Source organism: Achromobacter sp. RTa, assembly GCF_000757485.1.
Lineage (GTDB): Bacteria > Pseudomonadota > Gammaproteobacteria > Burkholderiales > Burkholderiaceae_B > Achromobacter.
The window spans coordinates 43,895-64,450 of record NZ_JPYO01000047.1; the positions used below are offsets into that span (position 1 = coordinate 43,895).

The following is a 20,556-nucleotide window of genomic DNA, read 5'->3' on the forward strand; positions in this document are numbered from 1 at the left end:
GAGGAAATGCCGCGCCCGATACAAGGCAAAAAAAAGCCGGCGCGCGGGCCGGCTTTTTTTCACTGCCGGTACCGGCTTAGGACAGTTCGCCTTCGACCAGGACCGTCACGTCGACCAGAACGTCGGCGTGCAGGGCAACCTGGATCGGGAACTCGCCGACCGACTTCAGTTGGCCGGTGGGCATGCGCACCTGGGCCTTTTCGACGGCTTCGAAACCAGCCTTGCGCAGGCCGTCGGCGACGTCGGCGTTCGTGACCGAGCCGAACAGACGGCCGTCGACGCCAGCCTTCTGAACGACCTTCAGCTGGAAGCCGGACAGGCGCTCGCCCAGGGCCTGGGCGGCGGCCAGCTTTTCAGCCTGGGCCTTTTCCAGCTCGGCGCGGCGGGCTTCGAATTCCTTCATGGCGGCGTCGGTTGCGCGACGGGCCTTCTTCTGGGGGATCAGGAAGTTGCGGGCGTAGCCATCACGCACGCGGACGACTTCGCCGAGGTTACCCAGGTTGACGACTTTTTCGAGCAGAATAACTTGCATTTCAGTGCCCCGGATTAGTTGTGGTTGTCGGTGTAAGGCAACAGGGCCAGGAAGCGCGCGCGCTTGATGGCGGTGTCCAGCTGGCGCTGGTAGATTGCCTTGGTGCCGGTCAGGCGAGCCGGGATGATCTTGCCGTTTTCTTGCACGAAGTCGCGCAGGGTGTCCAGATCCTTGTAGTCGATCTCTTCCACACCGGCTGCGGTGAAGCGGCAGAACTTACGACGCTTGAAGAGCGGGTTCTGCTGCGTGAATTTGCGTTTTTCCTTGCGTTTTCCGAAGAAAGCCATGATATGTGCCTCTTTGTTTGAGGGGACTGGGTTTTACCCGAATCGGGCCCGAATCCCCATAACCTATCCGTATTCAGAAGGCGCTCATCGCGCCACTTGCTCATTCCCTTCAGGCCACCACCGGATCGCGTCCAGCACTGCCACCGATCTTGCGCGCCTGCTGCAAATGCAGCTTGACCTTCACCGAGTCCTTGCGGGCGGGAGCCAGAAACCCCTGCACCAGCAATTCGGACCCTAACGCGGTGTTCTTCAACAGCAACGCCAGATCGCCCAACGCCACGGCCGTGATCGTCAATTCGACGCGGCGCGGAAGGCCGGCTTCAATGACTTCGGACTCGTGGGCCAGCAGCATTTCCAGCGCTGGCAGTCCGGCGGGAGTATGGCGCAAAGGCTCGCATTCGATAACGCGGGCGCTGAGTTCCAGCTTGTTCATCCTGCCAGGCACCGAGGGGACCACATGGGAAGAGCTCTGCGTGAGCCCTGCTTACTCGGCCTGAGCCGCGGTCGCTTCCGCCGAAGCCTTGCGGGCTTCTTCGCGCTCGACCGACTTCATCATGATCGAGGGAGCGGTCTGGGCCTTCTTGGTCTTGATGACCAGGTGGCGCAGCACGGCGTCGTTGTAGCGGAACGAGTGTTCCAGCTCATCCAGCGTGGCTTGGCCGCACTCGATGTTCAGGCAGACGTAGTGAGCCTTGACGAGCTTCTGGATCGGGTAGGCCAGTTGGCGGCGGCCCCAGTCTTCCAGGCGGTGAACCGAGCCGCCTTGGCCCGTGACCAGCGCTTGGTAACGCTCGACCATGGCGGGCACTTGCTCGCTTTGGTCGGGGTGAACGATAAACACCACTTCGTAGTGACGCATGAGTAAAACTCCTTGAGGATGTCTTGCTGGCCGGGCGTCCTGCATCCGCGCTTTCCATCACGGATGTTCACTGCGCATGGATGTTTTCACGCGCAAAAACGGATGACGCCGGCCCGCAAGGGGCAGCCCGCTGCCCAAAAAACCATGGGCGGTCGAGCAAGAAAGCTCTCGATTATCGCCGATCAGGCTGCTCGGCGCAAGCCACACTGCCCTGAACAATCAGGGACGGGCCATCTCGGGGCCGGCATCCGGACCCGAAGCCGCGTCGGCCGGCTCGATCTCCCGTGGCCGATTCACCACGCTGACCATCACGTAGCTGATGATCATGAGCAGGAACCAGGAGCCCAGCTTGGCGACCGACACCCACTGCCAACCTCCGGACTGGCTCGGATAGCGCCAGGCGTTGGCGAAGGTTCCGATGTTCTCGGCGAACCAGATGAACAGCGCCACCAGGATAAACCCCAGCAGGAGGGGCATGCGCCGGTAATCGCGCCAGATCCGGAAGTACACCCAGGTGCGGGCGAAAAGGACGGCGGTCAGCGCAAAAAGCAGCAGCCGGAAATCCGGGATGAAATGGTGCGCGAAGAAATTCACGTAGATCAGCGCGGACAGCAGCGCCGTGGCCGCCAGAGGCGGATGCGCCCGGAAGCGGAAGTCGAACAGGCGCCACACCCGCGCCAGGTAGCTGCCCACCGCCGCGTACATGAAGCCCGTGAACAGCGGCACGCCGCCGATGCGCAGCACGCTGGCCTCCGGGTAGATCCAGGACCCCGCCGCCGTCTTGAACAGCTCCATCCCGGTGCCCACGATGTGGAAAATCAGGATCACGCGAGCCTCGCTCCAGGTTTCCATGCGCAGCGCCAGCAGCGCCGCCTGCAAACCCAGCGCGGCCAGGGTCAGGAAATCGTAACGGGCCAGGAAGGCGTCCTTGGGATACCACCAGTGCGTGCCCAGGAGCAGCGCGCACATCAGGCCGCCGAACAGGCAGGCCCAGGCCTGCTTCACGCCGAAGCGGAAGAACTCGTAGAGCGCGACGCCGAAACGGCCGCGGCCGGCCAGATTGCTGGCCAGCCGCGATTCCCAGCCCTGCAACCGGGCGATTAGCGGCCAATCGCTGGCCGCTGGGTGGCGCATCGGAAGGCTCAGCCTTCCACGACGGCGTAGGCCGAGTGGTTGTGGATCGATTCGAAGTTCTCGGCTTCCACGCGATAGCGGGCGATGCCGGGGTGGGCGTTCAGGCGGGCCGCCACGTCGCGCACCAGGTCTTCGACGAACTTGGGATTGTCGTAGGCGCGCTCGGTGACGTACTTTTCGTCGGGACGCTTCAGCAGGCCCCAGAGCTCGCACGAGCCTTCCTCTTCGATCAGTCGGATGACGCTGTCCATGCCGATGTCGCCATTCAAGATGGCCGACACGGTGACATGCGAACGCTGGTTGTGCGCGCCGTACTCGGAGATGGCCTTGGAGCACGGACAGAGGCTGGTGACGGGCACCTGCACGATCAGCTCAAACTCGACCTCTTCGCCCTGGGCGCGGGCGATCCACTGGACTTCGTAGTCCAGGAGGCTCTGCACGCCGGAGATCGGGGCGGACTTGTTGATGAAATACGGGAACGACGCGGTGATGTCGCCGCGTTCGGCATGCAGCAGGGGCAGCATGTCGGCCGCCATGGCGCGGAACAAGGCCGGCGTCATGGGCGTGCTGCGATACTTTTCCAGCAGGGCCACGAAGCGGGACATGTGCGTCCCTTTTTCTTCGGGAGGCAAGGCCACCGTCAGCGTCCAGTTGGCCACGGTGCCCTGGGGCGAACCGTCGCCGCCTTCAATCAGCATGGGGTGGCGCACGCCACGGATGCCCACGCGCTGGATCGGGATATGCCGGGTGTCCGCCGAACTCTGGACGTCGGGCATCACAATGGCGGGGTCGATCGGAGAATTCATTTCGGCTTACCTGTCTAGGCATTCAACCGTGGATACGCACGGACCTAGGAATCTAAAAGAAGGGGGCCATTATCGCCCATACTCCGGCAATCGCCAGGGAAAACCCTTTTCTTCGTAGGTTGGCGGGGCCGGAACAGTGTGTTTCACCGGAGCGGGCCCGGGCGCCCGGCCCGCCCCGCGCGCAAACCGCTCAGCCGAGCAGGTCGGCATAGCGGGCGCGGATCGAACGCTCGATGCCAGCGGCATCCAGGCCGATGCCGGCCAGCAAGGCCGATTGCTCGCCATGATCGATGAACTCGTCAGGCAACCCCAGTTGCAGCACCGGAATCTGCACGCCGGCCGCGGCCAGCGTTTCCAGCACGGCGCTGCCCGCTCCGCCCATGACGGATGCGTCTTCCAGCGTGACCAGCGCATCGTGCCGGGAAGCCAGGTCAAGCACCAGTTCGCGGTCGATCGGCTTGACGAAGCGCATGTCGGCCACGGTGGCATCCAGCTTTTCGGCGGCGCCCAGCGCCGCCTGGACCAGCGTGCCGAAGCCAAGGATGGCGATCCGGACGCCTTCGCGGCGGACCACGCCGCGTCCGAGTTCGACGGTCTCCAGCCCGGGCGCTTCCGCCGCGCCGCAGCCGGCGCCGCGCGGATAGCGCACCGACGCCGGGCCCGGATGTTGATAACAGGTGGACAGCAGCAAGCGCGTTTCGTTTTCGTCCGACGGCGTGGCCACCACCATGTTGGGCACGCAGCGCAGGAAAGCGATGTCGTAGTTGCCGGCATGGGTGGCGCCATCCGCGCCCACGATACCGGCGCGATCCAGCGCGAAGGTGACGTCCAGGTTCTGCAGGGCAACGTCGTGGATGAACTGGTCGTAGCCGCGCTGCAGGAAAGTGGAATAGATCGCAACCACGGGCTTCTGGCCTTCGCAGGCGATGCCGGCGGCGAAGGTCACCGCATGCTGCTCGGCGATGCCCACGTCGAAATACCGCTGCGGGAAGCGCTTTTCGAACTCCACCAGCCCGCTGCCTTCGCGCATGGCGGGGGTGATGCCGACCAGGCGCTCGTCCTGCTCGGCCATGTCGCACAACCACTGGCCGAACACCTGCGTGAAGGTGCGCTTGCCCGGCGCCTTCGATTGCTGGATGCCGATCGCGGGGTCGAACTTGCCGGGGCCGTGATACAGCACCGGATCCGCCTCGGCCAGCTTGTAGCCCTGCCCTTTCCGCGTCACCACGTGCAGGAATTGCAGGCCCTGCAGCGCCTTCAGGTTCTGCAGGGTGGGCACCAGCGCGTCCAGGTCGTGCCCATCGATGGGGCCGACGTAGTTGAAGCCGAATTCCTCGAACAGCGTGGCCGGCGTGACCATGCCCTTGGCATGTTCTTCGAAGCGGCGCGCCAGTTCCAGCACCGGCGGCACGTGCTGCAATACCGCGCGGCCGACGTTCTTGGCCGCCGCGTAGAAGCGGCCCGACATCAGGCGGGCCAGATAGCGGTTCAACGCCCCCACCGGCGGCGAGATCGACATGTCGTTGTCGTTCAGGATCACCAGCAGATTGATGTTGGGCGTGACGCCCGCGTTGTTCATGGCCTCGAACGCCATGCCGGCGGACATCGCGCCGTCGCCGATGATGGCGATATGCTGCCGCTGCACGCCGGCGTTGCGCGATGCGACCGCCATGCCGAGCGCGGCCGAGATCGAGGTCGACGAGTGCGCCGTGCCGAAGGCGTCGTACTCGGATTCGCTGCGCTTCGGAAAGCCCGAGATCCCGCCCTGCTGCCGCAGCCGGGCCATGCCGGCTCGGCGCCCGGTCAGGATCTTGTGGGGGTAGGACTGATGGCCCACGTCCCAGACGATGCGGTCATGGGGCGTGTCGAATACCTGGTGCAGGGCCAGCGTGAGCTCGACGGTGCCCAGGTTGGACGACAGGTGTCCGCCCGTTTTGGATACCGATTCCAGCACGAAGCCTCGCAGCTCGTCCGCAAGCTTCTTCAGCTCGCGGCGGTCCAGGCGCTTGAGGTCTGCCGGGGATTGAATGCGGTCCAATAAATCTGTCGTCATGCTTTTATATGGTTCGTTGGCCCGGCCTGCATCCAGCCCGGGCTTGTCTCGGCTCAACGGTCTCGGAGGACGATGAAGTCCGCCAACTGGGCCAGGCGCGAGCCCGCCTCGCCCAGCGGGGCCAACGCGGTCAGCGCGTCCTCGCGCAATTCCTCGGCAAATGCCCGCGCCTCGGACAGCCCAAGGAGCGATACGTACGTAGGTTTGTTCTCCGCCGCGTCCTTGCCCGGCGTCTTGCCCAGGCTGGCGCTGTCGGCGGTCACGTCGAGAATGTCGTCCACGACCTGGAAGGCCAGGCCCATGGCCTGGGCATAGGAGTCCAGCGCCTGGCGCGCGGCAGAACTGGCGCCCGCCACGATCCCGCCCAGGGCCACGCTGCAGGCGAGCATGGCGCCCGTTTTCATGCTGTGCATGGTCTGGAGCTCGTCGCGCGACAGCGACCTGCCCACGCTGAACAGATCGATGGCCTGGCCGCCCGCCATGCCCTGGCTGCCCGCGGCGCGCGCCAGCGACTGGGTCGCCTGCACGATCAGCGCCGGCGCGATGGGCATGGAGGCCAGCAGATCGAAGGCCAGCGGCTGCAGGGCGTCGCCCGCCAGCATGGCGGTGGCTTCGTCGAATTGCACATGCGTGGTGGGCCGCCCGCGACGCAGCGTATCGTCGTCCATGCATGGCAGGTCGTCATGCACCAGGGAATATGCGTGGATCAGTTCCACCGCCGCGGCGGCGCGGTCCAGCGAGGCCTCGACGGCCAGGACGCTGCCGCTGACCGGGCAGGCCTGCCCCGCCGCATAGACCAGCGCGGCCCGCACCCGCTTGCCGCCACCGAGCACGGCGTACCGCATGGCTTCGTGCAGGCGGGCGGGTAGCGCGTCTGCAGGAGGCAGAAGATCGTCCAGGACCTCTTCGACGTGACGCACGCGTCCTTGCAGCCACTCCGGAAAGGCGAGTTGAATTTGCTTCATCAGGTTCTTATTCGTCATCCAGCGCCGTCGGATCCAGCGGGCGCAGCAAGTCGCCTTCCAGGACCTTCACCTGCTGCTCGGCCTGCGCCAGGCGATCCTGGCAGACTCGCGTGAGCGCCACGCCGCGCCGGTAGGCCGCCAGCGATTGCTCGAGCGGCAACGATCCGTCTTCCATGGCCGCGACCAGCGATTCGAGTTCGGCCAGCGCCGTTTCGAAATCCTGGGGCAAGGGACGGTCATCGACCTGCGGGTCGGCTTGTGAGGGTTTGGCCAAACGGGTCTCCGAGGACGCTAGGGGTGGATCAATCCGTGAATTGTACGAGATACCCAGGCCCAACCCCGATGGGTGGCGCGCCTCAGGCGGGCGCCCCCGCCAGCCCCGCGATCGCCGCCCGCAGCGATGGCGCCACGCGCGTCCGCAGCTCTGCCTCCGGCAGCAGGCTGGCCGGCCCTCCGCAGCTCATGACGAACACGCCCTCGCCCGTGACCGACGAGAACGGAACCGCAGCGGCGTTGATCCCCGATTGCCACTCGCCGATGGCGAAACAGCAGCCCGACTCGCGCAATTCCACGCGGGCGCGCTCGATGGCGGCCGCCTCCGGCGCGGCCTGGCCCAGGCGCGACAGCGCGTCGTCGCATGCGGAGACGGGCAGGCTGGCCAGATAGGCCCGGCCCATGGCGCTGTCCAGGCTCGCCCGGTAGCCGACCGGCAGGCGCAGGTAGAGCGCGGAGGATCCGTGGATGGCCTCCACATACGTCATGGCGTCGCCATCGAAGGCGCCCAGGGCGACCGCGCCGCCCGTGCCGCGGGCCAGTTCGGTCATGGACGCCTTGGCCAGTTCGCGCACTTCCAGGCCGGCCAGAAGGCCGAAGCCCAGCGCCAGGACCCCGTAGCCCGGCGAATACTTGCCCGTGTCCGGGTGGTAGCGCAGATAGCCCAGCTCGGTCAGGGTGAAGGTGATGCGGCTGATGGTGGGCTTGGGCAGGCCGGTCAGCCGCGCCAGGTCCAGGTTGCCGAGCGCGGTGACGCCGTGGCGGAAGCAGCGCAGCACGTCCAGCCCGCGCGCCAGCGCCGTAATGAAATCGGGCGAGTTTGCGCCCTCGCCCCCGCCGGCCGCGCGCTTGCGGCGCGCGGGCAGGCTCAGTTCGACCTTGCCGTCCGGCTTGGCGGCGGGGTGGACGATGCGCTTGGAGTCAGAAAAAGATTGCATTTCTATTCGCTTCGTTTTTATAGTTTATTTCGAATAACAAAATTAAATTCCATTTTACGGAATTTAAAGCATCCATAGGGAACTGGCAAGCACAAAGCCGGACCCGACGACCCACACCCGTACGCGACATCAAGGGGAACACATGATACGCACGAGCTTCAAACTGCTGGCCACCCTGCTCCTCAGCGCCGCGGCGCTGGGCGCCCAGGCCGACACCTATCCCTCCCGGCCGATCAAGGTCGTTTCGCCCTTCCCGGCCGGCGGCGCCACCGACGTGCTGACGCGCGTGCTGGCCGAGCGCATGGCCAAGACGCTGGGCCAGCCCATGATCGTCGAGAACAAGGCCGGCGCCGGCACCTCCATCGGGGCGGCGTTCGTCTCGCGCGAGGCGCCGGACGGCTACACCATCCTGATGGCCACCAACTCCACGCTGGTCACGAACCGCTATCTGTACAAGGAACTGCCCTATGACCCGGATGGTTTCGCCCACATCGGCATGGTGGGCGTGGGTCCCCTGGTCCTGCTGGCCAGCCCCAAGCAACCTTTCAAGAGCACCCAGGACATCGTTGCCTACGCCAAGCAGAACCCGGGCAAGCTGACTTTCGCCACTTTCGGCCCGGGCACCTCGTCCCACCTCGCCGGCGAGCTCTTCAAGAAGCGCGCCGGCATCGACATCCTGCACGTGCCCTTCAAGGGCGCGACCCAGGCGCTGCCCGCGCTCATCAGCGGCGATGTGGACCTGTTCTTCGACATGGTGGCCACCGGCATACCGCAGGCCGACGCGGGCAAGGTCAAGGTGTTCGCCATCACCAGCCCTTCGCGCCTGGCCACGCTGCCCAAGCTGGAAACGCTGTCCGAGCAGGGCTACCCCTCGTTCGACCTGACCGCCTGGTTCAGCTTCGTGGCGCCCAAGGGCACGCCCGCCCCCGTCATGGAGAAACTGCAACAGGCGCTGGCCGAAACGCTGCAGGACGAAGCGGTGAAGAAGCGCATGCTGGACATGGGCATCGATCCGCGGTCCGGCACGCCCGCCGAACTGGACAAGCAGATCAAGACCGAACAGCCGATCGTCTCGCAGTTGATCAAGCAGGCCAACATCGTCCTGCAGTAAGAGGGACGGCGTTAACAGGCCCCGTTAACAGGCCCTAACCCCTGGATACACCAGCCCCGCACTCCCGGCTGCTATGGTGAAAAAAACACCTAGCCGGGAGTCCGATGCCGTACCTGGAAGAAAGATATGCGCGCCTGGACGCGGCGCGCTGGCTGGCGGCCCTGGCCGTCGTCCTGTTGCACAGCGCCGCCGTGATCGTCAGCAACCCCGCCGCCTACGGCGGGGGAGCTTGGCTGGCCGCGAATCTCTACGATTCGGCGGCGCGCTGGTGCGTGCCTGTCTTCGTCATGGTGAGCGGCGCCCTGCTGCTGGATCCCGACAAGCCCCAAGACGCCCGTCAGTTCTACAGCCGGCGGATGGCCCGGATCTGCGCTCCTCTCGTGTTCTGGACGCTTTTCTACCTGGCGTGGCGCACCGCGCTGGACTGGTGGGACGACGGCCGCATCGATTTTTCGTTCTGGCCCCGAAAGGTCGTCCAGGGCGAGCCCTACTACCACCTTTGGTACCTGTACATGATCGTAGGGCTGTACCTGTTCGCCCCCCTCACCCGGCTGCTCTATGCCCGCAGCACTCCCCGGGCGCGCGGACTATGGGTGGTCGGCATCCTGGGAGTGGCGATCCTGGACGCCCTGTACCGCCGCGCCCTGGGCGCGCCGGCCGGCTTTTTCCTGACCTGGTTCCTTCCCTACCTGGGCTACTTCGTGGCCGGCCGCCTGATCTTCGACGGCCAGATGCGCGTGCCGCGGCCGGGCCTGATGCTGGCGGCCAGCGTGGCCGCAACCGCCCTGGGCGTCTACACGATGTCCAGCAACCGGACACTGGATACCTATTTCTATGACTATTTCAGCCTGACCGTGCCGTTCATGTCGCTGGCCGCGTTCCAATGGATCGTGTCGTCGCAACGCGTGCCGCGCCTGGCCCCGCTGGCGCCGCTGACCTTCGGCGTCTACCTGATTCACCCATTGTTCCTGGACCTGGCGCGCCGCGCCGGCGCCATGACCGGCGCGCGCAGCGATGCCTGGACCGTGCCCCTGCTGGCCGCGTCCGTCTTCACGCTATCGGCGGCAAGCAGCTGGCTGCTGCGGCGGCATCCGGCCACCCGCAGGCTCGTCTGAAAGGCCGACACGGACGGTCGGAAACCGGGTTCGCGCGCCGGCCAAAAGGCATCAGCCGCGGCTTCATGACGCGTCACGGATCTTCACGGGCGCGGGGGAAGGGCTTGGGGTACAATTCACGGCTTATTTGATCGGCCAGACACCGATTTTTCTTCGCGCCAGAACGGAATTCACCCAGCGGATTCACTTGGCGGATTTGCCCAGCGGAATTCAACCGGCATCAACCGGCTGATTCGGCCAAGCCCCCGGGCCCGGCCGGACAGCCGCACCATGCACGCTGGGCAAGGCCACCACGTAAAGCTGCCTGGCAAAAGCTCAACCGTCCTGGCTTTTTTATCCGAGCGGAGGGAATCATGACCGACATCGGTCGGATGGCACATGTAGTGCCAGCTCGCACCCAGCTACCCGTCAGCGCATATTTTGACGAAGCCCTCTTTGCCCGCGAGCAAGAACTCATTTTCAAGCAATCCTCGCAATACGTCGGCCACCAGAAATTGGTGCCCGAAACCGGGGACTGGCGTACGCTGGTCCAGGAAAACGGAGGGCGCGTGCTGGTCCGCAACCAGCAAGGCGTCGAACTCATCTCAAATGTCTGCCGCCACCGGCAGGCGTTGATGCTTGGCGGCGAGGCCGGCAATGTGGCCGGCAACTGCAACACGGCAGGCAATCTGAAGGCTACCGGCGGCAACATCGTGTGTCCGCTGCACCGTTGGACGTACAACAACCAGGGCGAGTTGTTGGGCGCGCCCCAGTTCGACACCACACCCTGCATGAACCTGCAGAAATTCCGGCTGCGCGATTGCCACGGCCTGCTGTTCGAAGGTCCGCGCGATCCGGCCTCCGACATGGCCCCGCTGTTCTCGCGTCCCGAGTTCGACTTCGGCGACTACGTGCTGGACCACGTCGAAGTGCACCAGTGCAATTACAACTGGAAGACCTTCATCGAGGTCTACCTCGAGGACTACCACGTCGGTCCGTTCCATCCCGGCCTGGGCCGCTTCGTCACGTGCGACGACCTGACCTGGGAGTTCAACGACTGGTACAGCCTGCAGCGGGTCGGCGTGCACAATGCGCTGGCGCAGCCGGGATCGGATGTCTACAGGCAGTGGCATGACCGCCTGCTGGCGTTCCGTGAAGGCGACGCGCCCGATTTCGGCGCCGTGTGGGTCACGTATTTCCCTACCCACATGATCGAGCTCTATCCGCACGTGCTGGTGCTCTCCACGCTGTACCCGAAGAGCCCGCAGGAAACGGTGAACGTGGTCGAGTTCTACTACCCCGAGGAAATCGCCGCCTTCGAGCGCGAATTCGTCGAGGCGCAACGCGCCGCGTACATGGAAACGGCCATCGAGGACGACGAGATCGCCGAACGCATGGACGCCGGCCGCAAGGCCCTGATGCAGCGCGGCGTGAACGAAACCGGCCCTTACCAATCGCCCATGGAAGACGGCATGCAGCACTTCCATGAATGGTATCGCCGCATCATGCAGGAGCAGCTCTGAAGCCCCAGGCTTCGGCGCCCCCCCTGCAAAAGCAAAAGGCCTCGCGACTGCGAGGCCTTTTTTCTGGCGGAGCAAAGCCGGATCAGCGGCCGAGCGCTCCGGCCACGGCGCGCTCGCCGATGGCCAGCCCCACCGTCATGCCCACGCCCGAGTGCATGACCGCCACCGTCGTGGCCGCGTCGACCGGCATTACCGAGAACGGCGCCGGCCCGTGGGCGCCATATACGCCCTGCCAGCGCTCCAGCACGCGCAGGCGCGCGCCCAGGGCCTGCGAAGCCAGGTCCAGCATCGCCTCATCGACCGCTTCGTCATTGAACGGCGGCGCGTCCTGCCCATAGCGATGCGAATCGCCGATGATCAGTTCGCCGTAGGGCGTGGGGCTGATCAACAAGTGGATGCCGTTTTCCAGCAACATGGGCGTGCGCGCCTGGATCACGTCGCGCAACGCCAGCGCCGACGGCAGGTCTGAAAACGCGCCATAGTGCACGCAGGACAGGCCCGTGAGCAGGGGGCGGTCCAGCGCGATGGGGTCCGTCTCGAAGGCGGCGCGCAGCATCTGCAGGCGCGTCACCTCCAGGTTCAACGGCGCGAACAGTTCGGGCATCAGGGTCAGGTAGTCATGGCCGGGGCAGACGAACACGTGCCCGGCCTGGAATTCACCGGCCGTGGTGCAGACCAGCCCGCCCTCCACGGCGCGCGCCAGCGTGCCGGTGATGAAGGCGACGCCCAGCGACTCCGCCAGGTAGCGCGTGATGGCCGGCAGCGCCTCGCGCGAATAGATCTGCAGATCGTCATGCCCTTGCAGGGCCGCGCAGTGATGCGACAGCCTGCCGCCATACAGGCGGGCGACGTCGCGGCCCGACAGCAGTTCGGCGCGATAGCCTTCCTGATGCATGCGGGTGTCCGCGAACTCCTGCAGCACATCCGCCTCGTCGGCATTGCGCGCCAGCACCAGGGCGCCGTTGGCCCGCACATGGAAACCCGCCCTGGCCGCCAGGTCCAGCCACAGCTCGCGGGCCTGCTGGGCATGCAACAGCATCATGCCGGGCGCCTGGCCCGTTACGATGACCTGGCCGAAATTGCGGATCGTGGCGCCGTGCGCCTGGCGGCTGCGCTCGATCACGGCCACGGACAGGCCGCGCTTGGCGGCCGCCCAGGCGTGCGCGATGCCGAGCATGCCCGCGCCCACCACGACTACGTCGAAATTCTTCATAGGTAGAACCCACCCCCGGAGCGCTGCGCGCCTCCCCCTTCGAGGGGGCGCCGCTACGGACCGGCAAAGCCGGATCCGTGCGGCCCCGCCAGGCCATGGCGGGAGGCGTGTCGACGCGGCGGAGAAATCAAATGTGAAACGGACTGGCCACTTGGGCAGCGCCGGCCGGGCGCCGGCTTGCCGGCTTACTTCTTCTTCGGCTCGGACTTGCCGTCGTAGCGCTTGGTCCACTCGGCGATGATGCGTTCGCGGTTCGTGGCGGCCCAGACGAAGTCGTTCTTGATCATGCGCTTGGTCAGGTCGGCCGGCAGGTTGGGATTGACCGTGGCGATAGAAGGAATCGCCAGCACTGCGAAGTTGGCCTTGTACAGCTCGTTGGCCTCGCGGCTGGCCGAGAAGTCGGCCAGCTTACGCGCGGCCTCCAGGTTTTTCGTGCCCTTCATGATGGCGGTGGCTTCCACTTCCCAGCCCAGGCCTTCCGACGGGAACACGGCTTCGACCGGCGCGCCGTCGGCCTTCAGCTTGGCGGCGCGATAGTCGAACGACACCCCGATCGGGAACTCGCCCGCGGCGGCCATGTTGCAAGGCTTGGAACCCGAGTGCGTGTACGAACCGATGTTCTCGTGCAGGGCGTCCATGTAGGCCCAGCCCTTCTCTTCACCGAAGATCTGCAGCCAGGCGCTCACGTCCAGGAAGCCGGTGCCCGAGGAAGCCGGATTGGGCATCACGATCTTGCCGGCGTAGACCGGCTTGGTCAGGTCCTCCCAGGAGGTGGGCTTGGGCAGCTTCTGCTTTTCGGCTTCGATGGTGTTGAAGCAGATGGCGGCGGCGTAGCCGTCCATGCCGACCCACGACGGCTCGGCCTTGGCATCGCGCATGTTGGCGGCGATCTGGTCCAGGCCCTTGGGGGCGTAGGGCTGCAGCATGCCTTCCTTGTCCATCAGGCCCAGCGCCGTGCCGGCCAGGCCCCAGATCACGTCGGCCTTGGGATTGCTCTTCTCGGCCAGCAGCTTGGCGGCGATGATGCCGGTGGAGTCGCGGACCCACTGGATCTTGATGTCGGGATTGGCCTTCTCGAACGCGGCCTGGTAGACCTTGATCTGGTCGGCTTCGAGCGCGGTGTAGACGGTCAGGGTGGTCTCGGCGGAGGCGGCGCCCATCACGCCCGTCAGGGCGGCGGCCAGTGCAAGCAGCTTGTAGCGATTCATGAGGATACTCCGTGGGTAAGCGGAAAAAAGGCTGAAAAGGGCCCCCGGGGCCGGCCTGGGCCGGTCCCGCATGCAAAGGGGGATGTCAGTGGGCGGTTAAGGGCGCTGGCCTGCGGACAAGCGGGATTCGACGTCGGCGATCACGGCGGGCAGGTCGGCAACGGTGTCGATCAGGTAGTGCGGCGCGGCGGGCGATAGCTCGGCGCTGGCACGCGAGCGCGCCTCCTGGCGGCCCGCCTCGTCCAGGCTCAGGTATTCGTCCAGCGTCAGGCCGGCGGCATTGCCGGACAGCAGCAGGCCCACCGTCCACATGCCGGCGCGGCGCCCTTCCTCGATGCCCGGCGCGGTGTCGTCGACCTTGATGCAGGCGGCCACGTCCGACAGGCCCAGCTCCACGACGTTCTTCAGGGCCATCGCGGGCGCGGGACGGGCGCGCGGCACGTCGTCGCTGGCGACGATGCAATCGGGTTCCAGGCCCTCCGTGGCGGCGCGTTCGATCACGCGGCGCATGACGCTGTCCGGATAGCCGGAGCAGGAGCCGATCTTCAGGCCGCGCTGGCGCAGCGCGCGCAGCAGCTCGGCCGCGCCCGGTATCGCCGCCGAATACTGGGCGACCTTCTCCAGCTGCATCGGCAGGAAGCGCTCATAGATCGCGGTCACGTCGTCATCGGTGGGCAGCCGGCCGAACTGGGCCTGGTACTGGCTGGCGATGGCCGCCTGGTCGCACAGCGTGCGGATGTGGTCCCACTTGCCCATGCCCATGGGGCCGCGGGCCTGCGCCAGCGACACGTCCATGCCGAACTGCGCGAATGCGTCGACGAACACTTTGGTGGGCGCAAAGGAACCGAAATCGACCAGCGTTCCGGCCCAATCGAAGATCACCGCTTCCAAGCGGACGGGCAAAGGCGAAACAGTCATGAGGTCATCCTTCAAGAAAATAGTCGGTCATTGCGCGGAGGGGCGGCGCCAGGCCTGGCTGCGCGCCACCAGGGCGCGGCTTGCCAAGTGCAGGACCAGCGCCGCAGCGGCCGAACTGGCCATGATCACGGTGCACATCGCCGCCGCGGGGCCGATGAATCCGGCATCGTCCATGTTCAGCACCGCGACCGCGGCCAGCACCGTGGACGGGCTGTAGAGGAACACCACGGCGGACACCGTCGTCATGGCGGAAACGAACAGATAGCGGGCGACGTCGAGCGCGGCTGGCAGGCACATCGGCAGGGTCACGCGCAGGAACGTGGTCAGGCGCGGCACCTTCAGCGACGCGGAAGCCGCTTCGAACTCGGGATCCAGCGCGTTGAGCGCCGTGGAGGCCGTCAGGTGCGCGCTGGTGTAGAAGTGGATGACCGTGCAGAGGACCAGCAGCGGCATGGTTCCGTACAGCACGTTCAGCGGGTTCATCGGGCTGTTGAAGAAGAAGATGTAGCCCAGGCCGAGCACCAGGCCTGGAACGGCCATGGGCATCAGCGCCAGCATGCCGAGCAGGCCGCGCAGGCCGCGCGCCGGAGCGCTGCGGGCAGGCACTTTCTCCATCATCCACGCGCCGGTGAAAACCACGGCGGTGCCCACCAGGGCGGTGCAGAATGCCAGTTCCAGGCTGTTGCGCCAGGCCAGCCAGCCACCGCCGTCCATATTGTCGAAATCGTAGGACCGCAGCGACATGGACAGGTTGTAGGGCCACATCTTCACGAACGAAGCCCACACCGCCACGCCGATGATCAGCAGCAGGAATGCGGCCAGCAGGCCCGCCAGCGCCAGGAACGCGGCGTCGCGGCGGCGGTTGACGCCCGCGGCGTAGGGCTGGGCCCGGCCGCTCATCTGGGCGCCCTGCCGGGCGCGCAGCCGCCGGTCCAGCGCGAAGGTCAGGATGGCGGGCACGAGCAGGAGAATGCCGATGGCCGCGCCCTTGGGAAAGTTCTGCTGTCCGACCACGGCCTTGTAAGCCTCCATCGCCAGCACGTTGTAATCGCCGCCCACGACCTTGGGCACGCCGAAGTCCGTCACCGTCAGCGTGAACACCACGCAGCAGGCGGAGAACACCGCGTAGCGGGTGCCGGGCAGGGTCACGGTCATGAACGTGCGCAAAGGGCCCGCGCCCATGGCGCGCGCTGCGTCGTAGAGGCGGCCGTCGGCCAGGGCCAGGCCCGTCAGCAGGATCATGAGCGCGTGCGGGAAGGTATAGAACGCCTCGCCCACGACGATGCCCCAGAAGCCGTAGATGGTTGCGCCGCCGGTCAGCCCCTTGAGCAGCCCCTGGTTGCCCAGCAGGTAGACCAGGGCGATGCCCGGCAGCAGCGACGGGGCGAGCAGCGGCAGCAAGGCGACGGTGCGAAGAAGCCCCTTGCCCGGCAGGCGCGTGCGCGTCAGGCCATAGGCGAAGGCGTAGGCGCAGGGCACCACCAGCAATGTCGTCACGATGCCCACCGCCAGGCTGCGCCCGACCATGCCCAGGAAACCATCGCCGCCGATGATGCCGGCGACCACCGACAGGCCGGCCCAATCGCCGTTGCCGTCGGTCACGGACTTGGCCAGGATCGCCATGAGCGGCAGCGCCAGGAACACCAGCAGGCACAAGGCCAGAGCGCCCTGCCCGCCCGCGAGGCCGGCGGCGCCGATCCAGGCGGGCAAGGGGCGCCGGCCCAGCGCTGGCGCAGTGGCCGCGGCCGGAGCGGGCGCATTGGATGCATGGATCATGGCGGGGTCAAGCGTAGGCGCGTATCGCATGGCGCGGCAGCTCCACCCAGCAGCGGCTGGCGGCGTGAGGGCCCAGCAGGGCGTCTCCGATTTCGGGGGATACGATGGAATGCACCGTGGCGCCGGGCACGCCCTCCAGGCGCAGGGCCAGGCGGTAGCCCCGGCCCAGGAACACGCCGTCCAGCACGTCGGCCAGCATGGCGTTCGGCTGTTCCAGCCGCGCGGTGCTGACGCGCACGGCCTCGGGCCGCACGAAGAGCCTGCCGCTGCGGGCGTCCAGCGCCTCGTCCACGGCCAGCTCCTGGCGGCCCACGCGCGCGCGGTGGGCGTCCACGCGCTCGAACGGCAGCCAGTTCGCCTCGCCCACGAAATCGGCGATGAAAGCCGAACCGGGCTGGCGGTAGAGCTCCCTGGGGGTGCCGTACTGTTCGATGACGCCGCCGTTCATGACGGCGATGCGGTCGGCCATCACCATGGCCTCTTCCTGGTCGTGCGTCACCATCAGCGTGGTGATGGACAGGCGCTTTTGCAGCGCGCGCAGCTCGATGCGCAGGTGCTCGCGCACCCGGGCGTCCAGGGCGGACATGGGCTCGTCCAGCAACAGCAGGGACGGCGAAGGCGCCAGCGCGCGGGCCAGGGCCACGCGCTGCTGCTGCCCGCCGGAGATCTGACCCGGGTACTTTCCGGCCGCGCCCGCCAGCCCCACCAGCGTCAGCATTTCCTCGACGCGGCTGGCGACGTGGCTGCGATGGGCGCGCTTGCCGCTCAGCCCGTAGGCCACGTTCTGGGCCACGGTCAGGTTGGGAAACAAGGCGTATGACTGGAACAGGATGCCGTAGTCGCGCGCTTGCGGCTCGGCATGCGAAATATCGCGGCCGGACAGCACGATCGTGCCGCTGTCCTGCCGCTCGAGCCCGGCGATGGCGCGCAGCAAGGTGGTCTTGCCGCAGCCCGAGGGACCCAGCAGGCAGACCAGCTCTCCGGCCCGGATATCCAGCGAGACGTCCGACAGCGCGGTGTGGCTGCCGAACCGCTTCACGAGATGCCTGACGGAGAGAAATGCGTTGTCGCGTTCGGCCATGGGGCCTCCGGTTTGGGAACGCACGCAGTATGGAAGACGCGTATTGAGTGTTTATGACACTTCGCGCAAATGCAGTAATAAAAACATCAAATTATTTTGGTGTACTGGCGGTCTTGCGCATTGCGTCCATTTGCCGACCCCGAACACCGTGCTTGTCGCCGAACTCAAATCCTTCTATGCCGTGGCCCGCTGCGGCACCGTTACCAAGGCCGCCGCCCAGTTGGGCGTCAGCCAGCCCACGGTGACGGGGCAGTTGCGCCAGCTGGAGTCACGCTATGGAGTAGAGCTGTTCCACCGGCAAGGCCGCGGCATGCGGCTGTCGGACGCGGGCCAGAGCCTGATGCCCATGGTGGAAAAGCTGGTTCAGCAGGAAACCGAGATCGACTTCCGGCTACGCGACGCCAGCGACCTGCGCGAGGGCAACCTGCGGATCGGCGCCACCGGCCCCTACTACATCATGGATACGGTGCGCAGCTACAACCAGCGCTACCCGGGCATCGACCTGACCCTCGCCATCGGCAATTCGCAGAGCATGCTGCAGGCCCTGCACGATTACCGCATCGAGATTGCCACCTCGTCCTTTCTGATGGATGACAAGCACCTGTACCGGCGGATGATCGCGGCCGACCCCATCCGCGTGGTGACCCACCGCGACCACCCGCTGGCCCGCCGCGGCCAGGTGCGCCTGGCCGATCTGGCGGAACACGCCCTGCTCCTGCGCGAGCCCGGCTCCATGACGCGGCAACTCACGGAAGACGCCCTGCAGTCGGCCGGCGTCGCGGTGCCGCGCACGCTGGAAATCGGCAGCCGGGAATCCATCCGCCAGGCCATCCTGTGCGGACTGGGGATCAGCCTGATCCCCTCGCGTGAAATCCCGTCGCACCCCGACCTGGCGGCCCTGGACATACAGGGCGCCGACATCGTGATGCACGAATACCTGTATTGCCTGCGCGAGCGCCAGCCGGTGCAGCTGATCGCGCGCTTTCTGGAGATGGCGCCGTCCGCGGACTGACCACGAGCAGCCCCAGCCCGCCACCTCCCCTTTGCGGCCACCCTGGAGACGACCATGGCCTTGACCCTGCAAGATATCGAACAGATTTTCCTGGAGCGCGGACACCGCTCGTACCACGGCGAGTCCGTCAGCCATCTGCGGCACGCGTTGCAGACGGCGGCGCTTGCCGAGCGCAATGGCGCCGGCCCCCACCTGATCACCGCATGCCTGCTGCACGACCTGGGCCATCTCATCGCCGACCGGCCGGGCACGCCGACCCTGCGCGGCATCGACGACAAGCACCAGTACTTCGTGCTGCCCTTCCTGCGCGGCCTGTTCAGCCCGGCAGTGCTGAACCCGATCCGGCTGCATGTGGAGGCCAAGCGCTACCTCTGCTATGTGGAACCGCAATATGAAGCGTCGCTGTCGGAGGATTCGAAGCGCAGCCTGGCGCTGCAAGGGGGGAGTTTCGATGCGGGCCAGGCGGTGGATTTTGCGAGCATGCCGGGCGCGCCGGACGCGATACGGCTGAGGCGCTGGGACGACATGGCCAAGGTGCCCGGGCTGGCGACTCCGTCCCTGGATCACTTCCTCGAAATCGCCGAAAGCGTCTCGGGGCGGGTCAAGCTGGCCGCCATCTGGTAGGGCTGGCGGGAAATCCGTGCGTCCTGGCGGCCCGGACGGCCGCCAGCGTCGCCGCCAGCAGCATCAGCAAGACCGGCACGAACGCGGCCACGCCCACGCGTTCGAGCAGCGCGCCGCCGACGCCCCCGCCCGCGGCGATGGCGGTGTTCCACGCCGTGACCAGCATGGACTGCGCCACGTCCGCGGCATCGCCCGCCGTCTTGGCCAGCGCGGTCTGGAACAAGGTCGGCGAGCCGCCGAACGCCACGCCCCAGGCGCCCACCGCCAGATAAAGCAAGGCCGGCACCCCGCCCGCGATGCCCAGCACCAGTGCGGCCAGGCCAAACAGCGCGATGCAGGCCAGGGTCAGCGTCCGCAGATGGCGGTCGATCAGCGTCCCGACCACCCAGATGCCGAACAGCGAACTCAGCCCGAAGACCAACAGCACCAGTTCGGTGCGTCCGGCCATCCCCACCGAAGCCAGGAACGGCGCGATGTAGATGTACAGAATGTTGTGCGCCAGCACGAATGCCAGCACCGCGAACAGCACCGGACGCACGCCCGGCAGCAGGAACACCCGGCGCAGCGACAGCTGCCGACCCCGCCCCTGTCCGGCATAGTCCGGCACCCGCAGGCGCACCCAGACCATCAGGACCAAGGCCAGCCCGCTCATGATGCCGAAACCGATGCGCCAACCCCACAACGCGCCCAGGAAGGTCCCGGCCGGCACGCCCAGCGACAGCGCCAGCGGCGCGCCCACCATCGCCACCGCGATCGCGCGGCCTTGTTGGTGCGGGGGCACCATCCGCGCGGCGTAGCCGGCCAGCAGCGCCCACAGCAGCCCCGCCGACACGCCGGCCAGGAAGCGCGCGGCCATGGTCAGCACATAGCTGGATGACAAAGCCGTCACCGTATTGGCGAGCACGAATCCGGCGATCGCCGCCAGCAGCAGCGGACGCCGCCGTATCCCCCGGGTCGCGGCGACCAGGGGAATCGCCGCCACCAGCGAGCCGATCGCATAGATCGTGACCGTCTGGCCGATGCGGGCCTGGGATACGGCCAGGCCCTGCGCCATCTGCGGCAGCAGCCCAGCCGGCAGCGCCTCGGTCAGGATGGTGATGAAGCCCGCCATGGCCAACGCCAGCAAGGCGCCCAATGGCAGGCGCTCCC

General features: G+C 66.7%; 21 protein-coding genes. 5 read left to right on the plus strand and 16 right to left on the minus strand.

Annotated elements, in window-relative coordinates:
- Positions 1–76 precede the first annotated feature (76 nt).
- The 10 genes from rplI to JL37_RS29390 form a co-directional block, all read right to left on the minus strand.
- Positions 77–532, minus strand: a complete 456-nt coding sequence (gene rplI, locus JL37_RS29345) for a 50S ribosomal protein L9 (RefSeq protein WP_043548970.1) — start codon at positions 530–532, stop codon at positions 77–79.
- A gap of 14 nt (positions 533–546) precedes the next feature.
- The gene (gene rpsR, locus JL37_RS29350) at positions 547–819 is read right to left on the minus strand and encodes a 30S ribosomal protein S18 (protein ID WP_006218308.1); all 273 of its coding nucleotides are present in this window, start codon (positions 817–819) and stop codon (positions 547–549) included.
- Positions 820–928: 109 nt separating this feature from the next.
- Positions 929–1,252: a primosomal replication protein N gene (priB, locus tag JL37_RS29355; RefSeq protein WP_043548971.1), complete on the minus strand. Its 324-nt coding sequence runs from the start codon at positions 1,250–1,252 to the stop codon at positions 929–931.
- Between the two features lie 51 nt (positions 1,253–1,303).
- Complete coding sequence (gene rpsF / locus JL37_RS29360) at positions 1,304–1,678, minus strand: 30S ribosomal protein S6 (protein ID WP_043548974.1); 375 nt, start codon at positions 1,676–1,678, stop codon at positions 1,304–1,306.
- Between the two features lie 219 nt (positions 1,679–1,897).
- Positions 1,898–2,812: a DUF817 domain-containing protein gene (locus JL37_RS29365; protein WP_043548976.1), complete on the minus strand. Its 915-nt coding sequence runs from the start codon at positions 2,810–2,812 to the stop codon at positions 1,898–1,900.
- 8 nt (positions 2,813–2,820) lie between these two features.
- Positions 2,821–3,618 (minus strand): GTP cyclohydrolase FolE2, encoded by a 798-nt coding sequence (gene folE2 / locus JL37_RS29370; RefSeq protein WP_043548977.1) that lies wholly within the window; start codon positions 3,616–3,618, stop codon positions 2,821–2,823.
- A gap of 190 nt (positions 3,619–3,808) precedes the next feature.
- Positions 3,809–5,671 carry a 1-deoxy-D-xylulose-5-phosphate synthase gene (dxs, locus tag JL37_RS29375; RefSeq protein ID WP_043548978.1) on the minus strand — a complete coding sequence of 621 codons (1,863 nt, stop codon included), beginning with the start codon at positions 5,669–5,671 and terminating at the stop codon, positions 3,809–3,811.
- A 53-nt stretch (positions 5,672–5,724) separates the two neighbouring features.
- Positions 5,725–6,636 carry a polyprenyl synthetase family protein gene (locus JL37_RS29380; RefSeq protein ID WP_043549063.1) on the minus strand — a complete coding sequence of 304 codons (912 nt, stop codon included), beginning with the start codon at positions 6,634–6,636 and terminating at the stop codon, positions 5,725–5,727.
- Between the two features lie 7 nt (positions 6,637–6,643).
- Complete coding sequence (locus JL37_RS29385) at positions 6,644–6,910, minus strand: exodeoxyribonuclease VII small subunit (RefSeq protein ID WP_043548981.1); 267 nt, start codon at positions 6,908–6,910, stop codon at positions 6,644–6,646.
- An 82-nt stretch (positions 6,911–6,992) separates the two neighbouring features.
- Positions 6,993–7,847, minus strand: coding sequence for an IclR family transcriptional regulator (locus tag JL37_RS29390; protein WP_043548983.1), 855 nt, complete (start codon positions 7,845–7,847; stop codon positions 6,993–6,995).
- Between the two features lie 142 nt (positions 7,848–7,989).
- On the opposite strand from JL37_RS29390, the gene JL37_RS29395 reads away from it, so the two are divergent.
- The 3 genes from JL37_RS29395 (at position 7,990) to JL37_RS29405 (ending at position 11,575) form a co-directional block, all read left to right on the plus strand.
- The gene (locus JL37_RS29395) at positions 7,990–8,958 is read left to right on the plus strand and encodes a tripartite tricarboxylate transporter substrate binding protein (protein ID WP_043548985.1); all 969 of its coding nucleotides are present in this window, start codon (positions 7,990–7,992) and stop codon (positions 8,956–8,958) included.
- A gap of 104 nt (positions 8,959–9,062) precedes the next feature.
- Positions 9,063–10,073 (plus strand): acyltransferase, encoded by a 1,011-nt coding sequence (locus JL37_RS29400; protein ID WP_043548987.1) that lies wholly within the window; start codon positions 9,063–9,065, stop codon positions 10,071–10,073.
- Positions 10,074–10,426: 353 nt separating this feature from the next.
- Positions 10,427–11,575 (plus strand): aromatic ring-hydroxylating dioxygenase subunit alpha, encoded by a 1,149-nt coding sequence (locus JL37_RS29405; protein ID WP_043548990.1) that lies wholly within the window; start codon positions 10,427–10,429, stop codon positions 11,573–11,575.
- Positions 11,576–11,657: 82 nt separating this feature from the next.
- On the opposite strand, the gene JL37_RS29410 is transcribed toward JL37_RS29405, so the two are convergent.
- The 5 genes from JL37_RS29410 to JL37_RS29430 form a co-directional block, all read right to left on the minus strand.
- A complete protein-coding gene (locus JL37_RS29410; protein ID WP_043548992.1) occupies positions 11,658–12,788 on the minus strand; it encodes a TIGR03364 family FAD-dependent oxidoreductase in 1,131 nt (376 codons plus the stop codon).
- A gap of 185 nt (positions 12,789–12,973) precedes the next feature.
- Complete coding sequence (locus JL37_RS29415) at positions 12,974–13,996, minus strand: putative 2-aminoethylphosphonate ABC transporter substrate-binding protein (protein WP_043548994.1); 1,023 nt, start codon at positions 13,994–13,996, stop codon at positions 12,974–12,976.
- A 96-nt stretch (positions 13,997–14,092) separates the two neighbouring features.
- On the minus strand, positions 14,093–14,914 hold the full coding sequence (gene phnX, locus JL37_RS29420; RefSeq protein WP_043548997.1) for a phosphonoacetaldehyde hydrolase: 822 nt from the start codon (positions 14,912–14,914) through the stop codon (positions 14,093–14,095).
- A 27-nt stretch (positions 14,915–14,941) separates the two neighbouring features.
- Positions 14,942–16,690 (minus strand): putative 2-aminoethylphosphonate ABC transporter permease subunit, encoded by a 1,749-nt coding sequence (locus JL37_RS29425; protein ID WP_052097697.1) that lies wholly within the window; start codon positions 16,688–16,690, stop codon positions 14,942–14,944.
- Positions 16,691–16,697: 7 nt separating this feature from the next.
- Positions 16,698–17,771: a putative 2-aminoethylphosphonate ABC transporter ATP-binding protein gene (locus JL37_RS29430; RefSeq protein WP_043549002.1), complete on the minus strand. Its 1,074-nt coding sequence runs from the start codon at positions 17,769–17,771 to the stop codon at positions 16,698–16,700.
- Between the two features lie 148 nt (positions 17,772–17,919).
- On the opposite strand from JL37_RS29430, the gene JL37_RS29435 reads away from it, so the two are divergent.
- On the plus strand, positions 17,920–18,783 hold the full coding sequence (locus JL37_RS29435) for a LysR family transcriptional regulator (protein ID WP_043549065.1): 864 nt from the start codon (positions 17,920–17,922) through the stop codon (positions 18,781–18,783).
- A 54-nt stretch (positions 18,784–18,837) separates the two neighbouring features.
- Positions 18,838–19,407 (plus strand): phosphonate degradation HD-domain oxygenase, encoded by a 570-nt coding sequence (locus tag JL37_RS29440; protein ID WP_043549003.1) that lies wholly within the window; start codon positions 18,838–18,840, stop codon positions 19,405–19,407.
- On the opposite strand, the gene JL37_RS29445 is transcribed toward JL37_RS29440, so the two are convergent.
- On the minus strand, positions 19,385–20,518 hold the full coding sequence (locus JL37_RS29445) for an MFS transporter (protein ID WP_052097702.1): 1,134 nt from the start codon (positions 20,516–20,518) through the stop codon (positions 19,385–19,387). The genes JL37_RS29440 and JL37_RS29445 overlap by 23 nt on opposite strands.
- Positions 20,519–20,556 lie beyond the last annotated feature (38 nt).

Coding starts and splice junctions, on each gene's coding strand:
- rplI (WP_043548970.1), bottom strand. CDS start 532: ATGCAAGTTATTCTGCTCGAAAAAGTCGTCAACCTGGGTAACCTCGGC.
- rpsR (WP_006218308.1), bottom strand. CDS start 819: ATGGCTTTCTTCGGAAAACGCAAGGAAAAACGCAAATTCACGCAGCAG.
- priB (WP_043548971.1), bottom strand. CDS start 1,252: ATGAACAAGCTGGAACTCAGCGCCCGCGTTATCGAATGCGAGCCTTTG.
- rpsF (WP_043548974.1), bottom strand. CDS start 1,678: ATGCGTCACTACGAAGTGGTGTTTATCGTTCACCCCGACCAAAGCGAG.
- JL37_RS29365 (WP_043548976.1), bottom strand. CDS start 2,812: ATGCGCCACCCAGCGGCCAGCGATTGGCCGCTAATCGCCCGGTTGCAG.
- folE2 (WP_043548977.1), bottom strand. CDS start 3,618: ATGAATTCTCCGATCGACCCCGCCATTGTGATGCCCGACGTCCAGAGT.
- dxs (WP_043548978.1), bottom strand. CDS start 5,671: ATGACGACAGATTTATTGGACCGCATTCAATCCCCGGCAGACCTCAAG.
- JL37_RS29380 (WP_043549063.1), bottom strand. CDS start 6,636: ATGAAGCAAATTCAACTCGCCTTTCCGGAGTGGCTGCAAGGACGCGTG.
- JL37_RS29390 (WP_043548983.1), bottom strand. CDS start 7,847: ATGCAATCTTTTTCTGACTCCAAGCGCATCGTCCACCCCGCCGCCAAG.
- JL37_RS29395 (WP_043548985.1), top strand. CDS start 7,990: ATGATACGCACGAGCTTCAAACTGCTGGCCACCCTGCTCCTCAGCGCC.
- JL37_RS29400 (WP_043548987.1), top strand. CDS start 9,063: ATGCCGTACCTGGAAGAAAGATATGCGCGCCTGGACGCGGCGCGCTGG.
- JL37_RS29405 (WP_043548990.1), top strand. CDS start 10,427: ATGACCGACATCGGTCGGATGGCACATGTAGTGCCAGCTCGCACCCAG.
- JL37_RS29410 (WP_043548992.1), bottom strand. CDS start 12,788: ATGAAGAATTTCGACGTAGTCGTGGTGGGCGCGGGCATGCTCGGCATC.
- JL37_RS29415 (WP_043548994.1), bottom strand. CDS start 13,996: ATGAATCGCTACAAGCTGCTTGCACTGGCCGCCGCCCTGACGGGCGTG.
- phnX (WP_043548997.1), bottom strand. CDS start 14,914: ATGACTGTTTCGCCTTTGCCCGTCCGCTTGGAAGCGGTGATCTTCGAT.
- JL37_RS29425 (WP_052097697.1), bottom strand. CDS start 16,690: ATGATCCATGCATCCAATGCGCCCGCTCCGGCCGCGGCCACTGCGCCA.
- JL37_RS29430 (WP_043549002.1), bottom strand. CDS start 17,771: ATGGCCGAACGCGACAACGCATTTCTCTCCGTCAGGCATCTCGTGAAG.
- JL37_RS29440 (WP_043549003.1), top strand. CDS start 18,838: ATGGCCTTGACCCTGCAAGATATCGAACAGATTTTCCTGGAGCGCGGA.
- JL37_RS29445 (WP_052097702.1), bottom strand. CDS start 20,518: ATGGCGGGCTTCATCACCATCCTGACCGAGGCGCTGCCGGCTGGGCTG.